The sequence below is a fragment of the Flavimaribacter sediminis genome, assembly GCF_019492055.1.
In the GTDB taxonomy this organism is placed as follows: Bacteria; Pseudomonadota; Alphaproteobacteria; order Rhizobiales; family Rhizobiaceae; genus Flavimaribacter; species Flavimaribacter sediminis.
The window spans coordinates 703,491-713,044 of the sequence record NZ_JAICBX010000003.1 but is presented as its reverse complement, the minus strand read 5'-3'; the positions used below and the strand labels follow the sequence as shown (position 1 = coordinate 713,044).

At 62.4% G+C, this 9,554-nt stretch carries 12 protein-coding genes and 1 rRNA gene; 3 read left to right on the top strand and 10 right to left on the bottom strand.

Annotation, left to right across the window (positions count from 1 at the left end; translation table 11 throughout):
* Window positions 1–91 (top strand): 5S ribosomal RNA (gene rrf / locus K1W69_RS19000); the annotation flags it as partial.
* Between the two features lie 91 nt (window positions 92–182).
* Here rrf and K1W69_RS18995 read toward each other — a convergent pair.
* Both K1W69_RS18995 and mgtE read right to left on the bottom strand, forming a co-directional pair.
* Complete coding sequence (locus K1W69_RS18995) at window positions 183–683, bottom strand: hypothetical protein (RefSeq protein ID WP_220229988.1); 501 nt, start codon at window positions 681–683, stop codon at window positions 183–185.
* A 5-nt stretch (window positions 684–688) separates the two neighbouring features.
* Window positions 689–2,095, bottom strand: a complete 1,407-nt coding sequence (gene mgtE / locus K1W69_RS18990; protein WP_220229987.1) for a magnesium transporter — start codon at window positions 2,093–2,095, stop codon at window positions 689–691.
* 135 nt (window positions 2,096–2,230) lie between these two features.
* On the opposite strand from mgtE, the gene K1W69_RS18985 reads away from it, so the two are divergent.
* On the top strand, window positions 2,231–2,554 hold the full coding sequence (locus K1W69_RS18985) for a DUF202 domain-containing protein (protein WP_220229986.1): 324 nt from the start codon (window positions 2,231–2,233) through the stop codon (window positions 2,552–2,554).
* Here the strand turns inward: K1W69_RS18985 and K1W69_RS18980 are convergent.
* On the bottom strand, window positions 2,510–3,739 hold the full coding sequence (locus K1W69_RS18980; protein ID WP_220229985.1) for an APC family permease: 1,230 nt from the start codon (window positions 3,737–3,739) through the stop codon (window positions 2,510–2,512). The genes K1W69_RS18985 and K1W69_RS18980 overlap by 45 nt on opposite strands.
* Window positions 3,740–3,870: 131 nt before the next feature.
* Here K1W69_RS18980 and K1W69_RS18975 point away from each other — a divergent pair, with 131 nt between their 5' ends.
* A complete protein-coding gene (locus K1W69_RS18975) occupies window positions 3,871–4,590 on the top strand; it encodes a VIT1/CCC1 transporter family protein (protein WP_220229984.1) in 720 nt (239 codons plus the stop codon).
* A gap of 4 nt (window positions 4,591–4,594) precedes the next feature.
* On the opposite strand, the gene ureG is transcribed toward K1W69_RS18975, so the two are convergent.
* Genes ureG through K1W69_RS18940 form a run of 7 tightly spaced genes read right to left on the bottom strand, consistent with a single transcriptional unit; the run spans window position 4,595 to window position 9,554 of the window.
* Window positions 4,595–5,224, bottom strand: coding sequence for an urease accessory protein UreG (gene ureG, locus K1W69_RS18970; protein ID WP_220229983.1), 630 nt, complete (start codon window positions 5,222–5,224; stop codon window positions 4,595–4,597).
* Window positions 5,221–5,928: an urease accessory protein UreF gene (locus K1W69_RS18965; RefSeq protein ID WP_220229982.1), complete on the bottom strand. Its 708-nt coding sequence runs from the start codon at window positions 5,926–5,928 to the stop codon at window positions 5,221–5,223. Before K1W69_RS18965 ends, ureG begins: the two co-directional genes overlap by 4 nt.
* Window positions 5,876–6,349 carry an urease accessory protein UreE gene (locus tag K1W69_RS18960; protein WP_306308816.1) on the bottom strand — a complete coding sequence of 158 codons (474 nt, stop codon included), beginning with the start codon at window positions 6,347–6,349 and terminating at the stop codon, window positions 5,876–5,878. The genes K1W69_RS18965 and K1W69_RS18960 overlap by 53 nt, the downstream gene beginning before the upstream one ends.
* Entirely contained in the window at window positions 6,346–8,058 is a 1,713-nt protein-coding gene (ureC, locus tag K1W69_RS18955; RefSeq protein WP_220229981.1) for an urease subunit alpha, read from the bottom strand. The genes K1W69_RS18960 and ureC overlap by 4 nt, the downstream gene beginning before the upstream one ends.
* Complete coding sequence (locus K1W69_RS18950; RefSeq protein WP_220229980.1) at window positions 8,058–8,363, bottom strand: urease subunit beta; 306 nt, start codon at window positions 8,361–8,363, stop codon at window positions 8,058–8,060. Before K1W69_RS18950 ends, ureC begins: the two co-directional genes overlap by 1 nt.
* A 15-nt stretch (window positions 8,364–8,378) precedes the next feature.
* Window positions 8,379–8,681 carry an urease subunit gamma gene (locus tag K1W69_RS18945; RefSeq protein ID WP_220229979.1) on the bottom strand — a complete coding sequence of 101 codons (303 nt, stop codon included), beginning with the start codon at window positions 8,679–8,681 and terminating at the stop codon, window positions 8,379–8,381.
* Window positions 8,682–8,690: 9 nt separating this feature from the next.
* The gene (locus tag K1W69_RS18940; RefSeq protein ID WP_220229978.1) at window positions 8,691–9,554 is read right to left on the bottom strand and encodes an urease accessory protein UreD; all 864 of its coding nucleotides are present in this window, start codon (window positions 9,552–9,554) and stop codon (window positions 8,691–8,693) included.

Here is a 9,554-nt window from a genome sequence, read left to right as displayed (position 1 = left end):
CCACCCGTTCCCATGCCGAACACGGCCGTGAAACACCCCTGCGCCAATGGTACTTCGTCTCAAGACGCGGGAGAGTAGGTCATCGCCAGGTCTGAAAATAGCAACACATAAAATATCTTCTCTTTACTTCTAAAAAAACGGCTCGGGTCTTCCCGGGCCGTTTTTTTGTGCCTTGTTCCTGATCACTCGCCGTCGGAGCCAACGGGATAGACGAAATGATTGGCGTCCTTTCCAGGCTGGAACAGCCGCCATTCCTCCAGGGCGTGGAAGTTCTGTGAGCATGTGGGCAGAACATTGAGTTCGAGTTCGCGCTCGAAAATCACATCGAAGGCGCCGGCCGATTTCTTGGCGAGGGAAACGACGGTGACGGGGGTTTGCTCAAGCCGATCCAACAGGCTGTTTCTGTTGGCGTAAAAGACGGACTTCCGGACCTCGTCCCTGTCGCATGGTTCTCCGGTAGCGGCGTCATAGTGAAAATCCGTACTCGCAAGGATCACCGATCCGTCGCGCACGAAACGCCAGGGGCATTGCAGGTGGAGGTCCCATTCGGAGAGCTGGATTGTCTTTCCGCGGCGTTCGACAAGCGGTCCCCTGCCGAAGCCGATCATGGCCATGTCGGCCGCATAGTTGACGCCGCTCAGCGGTTTGCCGACCAGATTGTCGAGCCATGCGCATGTCGTCATCGGCGTCACCCCAGATAAAATGTCGTCGCCATCAGGAAGAAGATGAGCACGCCCAGAACGTCGTTCGACGAGGTTATGAATACGCCGATCGCCATCGCCGGATCGAAACCCAGCTTGTCGAGCAGGATGGGAATTGTCGCGCCGACCATTGCGGCGAGCGTCGTGACGCACAACAGGGACAGGGACGTCGCGATCACGAGATTCAGCGGATCCTCGATTTCGATGAACAGCGATGCGACAAGCACAAGCATGCCGAGGACGAGGCCGGCGACCGCGCCGTTGATCAGCGCGGCGACGAGTTCCTTCAGCAGGCGCCAGAGGATGTCGCCCTCCCAGACCTTGCCGGTCGCCAGACCGCGCACCGCGACGGCGGAGGCCTGAAGCCCGGCGTTGCCGGCAAGCGACATGGTGATCGGAATGAAGGAGGCGAGCACGATCGCCGCCGCCAGCTGGTCCTCGAATATGCCGACGACGCTCGCCGCGACGCTGGCGCCGACCAGTCCGGCGAGCAGCCATGGCAGGCGGCCCTTGACGATGCGCAGGATGGAGTCGTCGGCTTCTGATTCCGGCGACACACCGCTCATGAACATCATGTCTTCCGAGGCTTCCTCGACGGCGATGCGGTTCAACTGCTTGGGCGTGATGCGGCCGATCAACCGCCCGTCGCCGTCGATCACCGGGACCGTGCGCATGTCGCGATTGCGCGCGATCCGCAGCACCTCTTCCTGGTCCGTGTCGGCTGCGACGGCGATGAAATCGGTGGCCATGACTTCACCCAGCGTCTGGTCCTTCTGGGCGAGCAGGAGGGGCCCGACGCCGACTGTTCCGACAAGTCTTCCGTCCGCGTCGACCACGTAGAGCGTGAATATCTTGCGGATGCGGTCGGCCTCGGACCGGATGGCGGCCACGGCCTCCTCGACGCCCAGTGTTTCCGGCAGCGCGACGAACCGGCGCGCCATGACACGGCCCGCCGTGTCGTGGCTGTAGGCGGCGGCTTCCGCGACGCCGCTCGCATCGGGAAGATTGTCGAGCAACAATTCGGCGATATCGTCCGGAAAGCTGTTGAGGGTTTCCGCCGCATCCTCCGGATCCATGCCGTCGAGGATATCGGTGAGCTGCTGCTGGGTGGACTCCTGCATCAGCAGGGAACGGAAATCAGGCTTGAGTTCGGCGATGACCCGCACGGACGGATTGGCCGGCAGCCACTGGAACAGCTTGCGCGCATATTTCAAACGCATCCGCGTCAGCATCTGCATGACGTCGAGCGGATCCCACATCTTCAGCGCCGCAAGGAGGTCCGCCTTGCGGCGCTCCCTGACGAATTTTCTGATCGTGGCCAGCGTCTGGTCGTTGGCCGGGTCAGGCGTATCGGGTTGTTCCCGGACCCAATTCAGGTCTTCTGGCTTGTCCATTCTCGTCGTTCCCGATAATCGATTACTTTATGACATTGCCGCGTGACGGCGTAATGAATCAACAGATTAACTCATTTACAGGCTCTGATTTTCTTGAATATTGTTCGCATAGCTTCCGTCGGACGAGGGACGAAGATGGACAAGAACGAAGAACGCGCGGTTGAAAACCTGGTTCTGGCTGTCGCCAGAACGGAACTGGCGAACCGGCGCACGCTGCTTGCCTATCTGAACACCAGTATTGCCCTGTTCGTGTCCGGCGCGGGGCTGTTGAAACTGAGCGGAAGCCCGTGGCTGGAAATTCTCGGCACCGTTTTCATGCCGGTTTCCCTGATCGTGGCGACGATCGGGATCATCGACTACCGGATTCTGCGCAAGGATATCGAATCCGAACGCGTGAAACTTCAGGACGAGGCGTCAACTGACGACAGCAATGAGTTCGGGGACCAGAAGAAAGGCTGAAAGCACTGCGCCAGCCAAACCCCACAGGCGCCAGTTCCTGAGGCCTGCGGGCGAATCCGGCCGGCTGCCGATCCGCCAGAGCGACAGGTTGACCAGGGTAAAGACCATGAGGATGACGATGCTTGTCAGCTTGGCGAGGCTGACAAGGGGAACGGCGAGCGACAGGATTGCAATGATTGCTCCGACAAGAAGCGTTGCTGTTGACGGAGTGCGCCGCTTTTCATGGACATGGGCTAGAAAGCCCGGCATCAGGTTCTCGCGCGCCATGCCGTAGAGCACCCGGCTCGACATGACGATCTGCACCAGAATGCCGTTGACCATGGCGATCGTCGCCATCGCGGCGATCGGCGCGCCCGAGCGACCGGTGATCGAGGCGAAGAGATCGGCCAGGGGCGCCTGGCTGGAGGTCAGCGCCGCGCGATCCGGAGCGGCGATCGCGATCATCGAGACGAGAAGATAGATCGCGATCGTGATCAGAAGCGTCAGGATGATCGCCAGCGGCAGATTGCGTTGCGGATTGCGCGTTTCCTCCGCCATATTGACGATATCCTCGAAGCCGACAAAGGCGAAGAAGGCGATCAGGCTGGCGCTCAGCACCAGACCCCACTCGGCGCCGGAGGCCGGCAGGCTGAAGAGTTTCGGCGCAACGCCGGCTTCGAAGACGAGAGGCGCGCCGGCGAAGCAGACGACGATGAGCGTGCCGGTTTCGAGCACCGTGATGACAGCTGCGAAACCGACGCTCATGCGCACGCCGGCAAACGCAATCAGCGTGAGGGCGGCGATAACGGACAGCGCCAGCAGCCATTGCGGCAGGGCGACCAGGCTACCCAGATAGCCGGCGAAGGAAAGGGCGATAACGGCGCTCGAGACGATGCCGGTCGCCGCGACGCCGAGGCCGACAAGACGACCCCAGAACGCGCCGAGACCGACTTTCACATAGATCGCCTCTCCGGCGGCGACGGGATAGACGGCGCCGAGGCGGGAATAGGAGAAGCCGGTCGCGCCGGCGATCAGTCCCGCGATCAGGAATGTCAGCGGCGCATGATCGCCGGCAATCCGCAGAATTTCACCCATCAGGGCGAAAATGCCGGCGCCGATCGTCACCCCCACGCCGTAAAACACCAGGAGCGGCAGCCCGATCACCCGATTGAGCGATCCCTCCCGGGAGCTATCATCCACCGTCACGCCGACGACCTCCGTTTTCACCGGACACAACTATAGCCGGCATTTGTCACATGCTGTTGATCAATATCAACACGCATTTCAGGCGCGATCATGTATATTAGAATCATTCAAAAGAATGACGGACTGCGCGCATGAAGCTTGAACATGACCACAGCGTGGCGGCGATACGCGCCCGCCTCAGCGCCGGCGCCAAGCCCAACTATATCCGCGACTGGGTTTATGGAGGCATCGACGGCGCGGTGACGACCTTCGCGATTATCTCCGGCGTCGTCGGCGCCGAACTCTCGACCCGCACCATCATCATCATGGGTTTCGCCAATCTTATCGCAGACGGTTTTTCCATGGCCGCCAGCAACTACAGCGGCACCAAGACCGAGGTCGACAATCTGGAGAGATTGCGGCGGATAGAGCGGAAGCACATTGCCGCAGAACCGGAAGGGGAACGCGAGGAGATCCGCCAGATACTCCAGGGCAAGGGCATCGAGGGCGAGGCGCTCGAATCCGCGGTTGCGGCGGTGACCTCCAATGACGAGACCTGGATTTCCACGATGCTCGTGGACGAGTACGGGCTTTCCGAAGTCGTGCGTTCGCCAATGCTCTCGGCGGCGAGCACCTTCATCGCCTTCCTGATCTGCGGCCTCGTGCCGCTCATGCCCTATCTGATCGGCAGTGAAGACGGTTTCGTGATTTCGCTCGTCGCGACCGCCATCGTCTTTTTTGCAATCGGAGCGACGAAGGCCACCTGGTCGCCACAGCCCTGGTGGCGATCGGGGCTGGAGACCCTGGCGATAGGACTGGCGGCGTCGGCTGTCGCCTACGCCATCGGCTATTTTCTCAAGAGCGTCGTCTGACCGCTCATTCGGCCGCAACGGCGAGGCCGCCGGTGAAAACGAGGAAGTCGACGATCCTGTCGACGCCCTCGCCGCGGCGCATGTCGGTGAACAGCGTCTCCTTGCCGTCACGCATGCGGTCGGCGTCGCGGCGCATCACCTCGAGATCGGCGCCGACATAGGGCGCGAGATCGGTCTTGTTGACGATCAACAGGTCGGAACGGGTGATGGCGGGACCGCCCTTGCGGGGGATCTCTTCGCCTTGCGCGACGGAAATGACGTAGATCGTCAGGTCGGCAAGCTGGGGGGAGAAGGTGGCTGCGAGATTGTCGCCGCCGGATTCGATGAAGATCACGTCGAGGTCCGGATGAACGTCGAGCAAGGCGTCGATGGCCGACAAATTGATGGACGCGTCTTCGCGGATCGCGGTGTGCGGGCAGCCGCCTGTCTCCACGCCAACGATCCGGTCCGATGACAGCGCCTGCAGCCGCACCAGCGCCTCGGCGTCTTCCTTCGTGTAGATGTCGTTGGTGACGACGCCGATGGAAAAGTCGTCGCGCATCGCCTTGCAGAGTTTTTCCGTCAATGTCGTCTTGCCGGATCCGACAGGCCCGCCGATGCCGATGCGCAGGGGTCCGTTTGCCGATTGGGTCATGAGCGAAAGAGCCTCGAATATTGGGTTTCATGTCTCATCGACATGATTTCCGCCAGAAATGCGGCGCTGCCAAGATCATCAAGCGTGGAATCCATCGCGCGCTCGACCGTCTCGGTCACAGGCTCCTCGAGCGCCGCCATGATCGCCACCCCTTGCTGCTGACCGAGCGGCAGCAGCCGCAGGCTCGCCTGTACGGCGTTGGAGACCATGGCGTGCAGGAAGGCGGCGAGCGCGGCGGAAAGATCAATCCCGTGGGCGCCGGAGGCGGCGCCGGCGGCCACCGGCAGCGGGCAACTGGACGGCAACGCGTCAAACACGGGCGAGGGCCATTCGCGGGCGGCTTTCAGGAACGCCGATCCCTGGCCCATGGTCTCGATATGACGCCCTGCGGATCCCGCCATGGCTTCGGCCAGTTCAGCCACGTCCAGACAATCCTCACCTGCACGCGCCCTGCGCCAGCTCTCCGCAAAAAGAACGGCGTCGTTCCAGGGTTGACCGAAGGCAAGGCTGTCCTCCAGCCAATGGCGAAGCCCATCGCCTTCGGAAATCAGCCCGTCATGGACAGCGCCTTCCAGACCCTGGCTGTAGGTGAAGGCGCCTGTTGGAAAAGCCGGGGACATCCAGCTCATCAGCCGCAGCAGGGAGCGTTGATCAGTCATGGTGGTGACCGTGGTGATGGCCGTGCTGGCCGTGGCTCTCGCCATAGGCCCCGCCTTCGGGATCGAAGGCCGCCTCGATTTCCGTAACGGCGGCGCCAAGCCCCTCAAGCATGGCGCGCAGGGTGTGGTCGCGCCGGATCAGCATGCAGTCTTCCATGATCTGCGACGGACAGTGCCGATTGCCGAGATGCCAGGCCAGCCGCAACATGTGATGAGGATCCTGAGCTGCGACACGATAGAGTTTTTCAGGCGCGGCGTGAACCTCGATGACCCGGCCATCGTCGAGAACAAGCCCGTCGCCATGACGCAGCAGCCTCGCTTCACCGAGATCGAGCAGAAACTCGACGCCGTTGTCGGAGGTCATGACCATGCGGCGGCGGTACCGGGCGGTTTCGTCGAGCGTGATCGTGTCGGCCGCCTTCCAGCCGTCCTCGAACGCCACCTTTGTTGCGACCGGTCTCGTCAAAACAGGAAATACCTCTGGGCGAGCGGCAGAACCTCCGCCGGTTCGCAGGTGAGCAATTCGCCATCGGCGCGGACTTCGTAGGTCTCCGGATCGACCTCGATCGAGGGCGTCGCGGAATTGAGCACCATGGATGATTTGCCGATGCCGCCGCGGGTGTTCTTCACGGGCGCCATGCCCTTCTGCGTGCCGAGCTTGGACCGCAGATCGTTGGCCATGGCGGCTTCGGAGACGAAGACGACCGACGAGGCGGTGCGCGACCTGCCGAAAGCGCCGAACATCGGACGGTAGTGAACCGGCTGCGGCGTCGGGATCGAGGCGTTGGGGTCTCCCATGATCGAGGCCGCGATCGTGCCGCCGATCAGCACCATGTCGGGTTTCACGCCGAAGAAGGCGGGATTCCACATCACGATGTCGGCGCGCTTGCCGACTTCCAGCGAGCCGATATGCGCGCTCATGCCGTGGGCGATCGCCGGGTTGATCGTGTATTTGGCGATGTAGCGGCGAACGCGGATATTGTCATTGTCGCCGGTTTCGTCCGGCAGCCGCCCGCGCTGTTTCTTCATCTTATCGGCTGTCTGCCAGGTGCGGATCAGCACTTCGCCGACCCGGCCCATCGCCTGGCTGTCCGAAGCGATGATCGAAAAGGCGCCCATATCGTGGAGAATGTCTTCCGCCGCGATCGTCTCCTTGCGGATGCGGCTTTCGGCAAACGCGACGTCTTCGGGAATATCGCTGTCGAGATGGTGACAGACCATCAGCATGTCGAGGTGCTCGGCCACGGTGTTCGCCGTGTAGGGCCGCGTCGGGTTTGTCGACGAGGGGATGACATTGTCGAGCCCGCAGACCTTGATGATGTCCGGGGCGTGGCCGCCGCCGGCGCCTTCCGTGTGGAAGGCGTGGATGGTGCGCCCCTTGATGGCGTCGATGGTGTTTTCCACAAAGCCGCTTTCGTTGAGCGTGTCCGTGTGGATCATCACCTGGACATCGTAGTCGTCGGCGACTGACAGGCAATTGTCGATGGCCGCCGGCGTCGTGCCCCAGTCTTCATGGAGCTTCAGCGAACAGGCGCCGCCCATGACCATCTCGATCAGCGCGTCGGGGCGCGACGCGTTGCCCTTGCCGGAGAAGGCGAGGTTCATCGGAAAGTCGTCGGCGGCCTGGATCATGCGCCCGATGTGCCAGGGCCCGGGCGTGCAGGTGGTGGCCAGCGTGCCATGCGCCGGGCCGGTGCCGCCGCCAAGCAGCGTGGTCACGCCCGACATCAGCGCCTCGTCGATCTGTTGCGGGCAGATGAAGTGGATATGGGAATCGAAACCGCCGGCCGTCACGATCTTGCCTTCAGCCGCGATCGCCTCGGTGCCGGGGCCGATGATGATGTCGACGTCCGGCTGGATGTCCGGATTTCCGGCCTTTCCGATGGCGGCGATCTTTCCGTCCTTCAGGCCGATGTCGGCCTTGTAGATACCGGTATGATCAACGATCAGCGCATTGGTGAAGACCGTGTCAACGGCGCCGCCGGAGCGTGTGATCTGCGACTGGCCCATGCCGTCGCGAATGACCTTGCCGCCGCCGAACTTGACCTCTTCGCCATAGGTGGTGAGGTCTTTTTCCACCTCGATGAACAGTTCGGTGTCGGCGAGACGGACCTTGTCGCCGGTCGTCGGACCGAACATGTGGGCATAGACGGGTCTGGGAATGGATACGGACATTACAGGTCTCCCATGATCATCTGGCGGAAGCCGAAGACGTGACGGTCGCCGCGATAGGGCACAAGCGTGATCTCGCGCTCCTGACCCGGCTCGAAGCGCACGGCGGTGCCGGCCGGGATGTTGAGACGCATGCCGCGCGCCTTCTCCCGATCGAATTCCAGCGCCTGATTGGTCTCGTAGAAATGATAGTGGCTTCCGACCTGAACCGGCCTGTCGCCGCTATTGGCGACGACAAGCGTGACCGTGTCGACGCCGGCGTTGAGGGTGATGTCTCCCTCGGGATGGATGAATTCTCCCGGTATCATGGTTTTTCCCCTCTGTTAGCGAATCGGCTCGTGGACGGTGACAAGCTTCACCCCGTCAGGGAATGTCGCTTCCACCTGAACGTCGTGGATCATTTCCGGCACCCCTTCCATGCACTGGTCGCGGGTGATGACATGCGCCCCGGCTTCCATCAGGTCCGCGACGGCGCGGCCGTCGCGGGCGCCCTCGACGACGTAGTCGGTAATTAGCGCAATGGCTTCAGGATGGTTGAGCTTGACGCCGCGCGACAGCCGCTTTCGCGCGACCTCCGCCGCCATGGCGATCAACAGCTTGTCTTTTTCCCGGGGGGTCAGATTCATGCGTAGTCCTCACAGGTTCCAAAGTTTCGGCAGGCCATGGCCGGGTCCGATCACGGTGGCAGTCAACATTTCAAGCATGGGCGCAAGCTGCTTTCGCAATTCCAGCCCGCTGTCGGCGACCATGCGAACGACGATCTTGTCGCCCGCCGCCGCGCGCACGTGGCTGGCGCCAGCCCGCGGGCCGGCCAGCCGCAGCAGCTTTTCGAGACTATCGCCACAATCCGCGCTGACAAGCACGATCGTGGCGAGCGCGATCGCCCCGTCGGCGACATTGGCCTTGCGCAGCAATTCGGCGACATCGCCGGACAATCTGAGGTCCTCGGCGTGAATGAGGCCGCCGTTGCGGCGGATGCGCCAGCGATCCGCGATATAAGCCTGCCGCACGGTCTCGCCCATCGCCTTTCGCCCGAAGATCATGGGCTCGACCATCAGGTAGGAGGATGAGGAATCGAGTTCGACATCGATCGTGCGCGACAGGCTCGCGCGGTCGAAGATGATGGTTTCCTGCGGCAGCCAGCAGAGCGTCGCGCCGGGTCCGACCCTGATCGACGCATTCACGCTCGCGACGCCGCCGATCGAGCGGTAATACCGCTCGCAGGCCTGGGTGGTCACGACTGCGCTGGCGTTTTCGGCGACATGGATATCCCAGTTCAGGCAGTCGCCGCCGGTCAACCCTCCGGCCGTATTGATAAGGACGGCGTCGAGCGCGCGGTTCGATTGCGGCGACGGCATTCTTATCTTGCAGGCGCCCTCCTGGTAGAGCGTCGCCAGCCGCGTGGCGCGATCGACGACCCGCACGCCGAGACGACCGGTTCCGCCGGTTCTCTGCATCCGGATTGTATCAACGGCTGTTTTGTCCAGAGTTTGCAGCAT

Bases quoted from the DNA above. Each gene is read 5' to 3' on its own strand.
- K1W69_RS18975 (WP_220229984.1), top strand. From the start codon at position 3,871: ATGAAGCTTGAACATGACCACAGCGTGGCGGCGATACGCGCCCGCCTC.
- K1W69_RS18940 (WP_220229978.1), bottom strand. From the start codon at position 9,554: ATGCTGCAAACTCTGGACAAAACAGCCGTTGATACAATCCGGATGCAG.
- K1W69_RS18995 (WP_220229988.1), bottom strand. From the start codon at position 683: ATGACGACATGCGCATGGCTCGACAATCTGGTCGGCAAACCGCTGAGC.
- mgtE (WP_220229987.1), bottom strand. From the start codon at position 2,095: ATGGACAAGCCAGAAGACCTGAATTGGGTCCGGGAACAACCCGATACG.
- ureC (WP_220229981.1), bottom strand. From the start codon at position 8,058: ATGTCCGTATCCATTCCCAGACCCGTCTATGCCCACATGTTCGGTCCG.
- K1W69_RS18965 (WP_220229982.1), bottom strand. From the start codon at position 5,928: ATGGCGAGAGCCACGGCCAGCACGGCCATCACCACGGTCACCACCATG.
- K1W69_RS18985 (WP_220229986.1), top strand. From the start codon at position 2,231: ATGGACAAGAACGAAGAACGCGCGGTTGAAAACCTGGTTCTGGCTGTC.
- ureG (WP_220229983.1), bottom strand. From the start codon at position 5,224: ATGACCCAATCGGCAAACGGACCCCTGCGCATCGGCATCGGCGGGCCT.
- K1W69_RS18945 (WP_220229979.1), bottom strand. From the start codon at position 8,681: ATGAATCTGACCCCCCGGGAAAAAGACAAGCTGTTGATCGCCATGGCG.
- K1W69_RS18950 (WP_220229980.1), bottom strand. From the start codon at position 8,363: ATGATACCGGGAGAATTCATCCATCCCGAGGGAGACATCACCCTCAAC.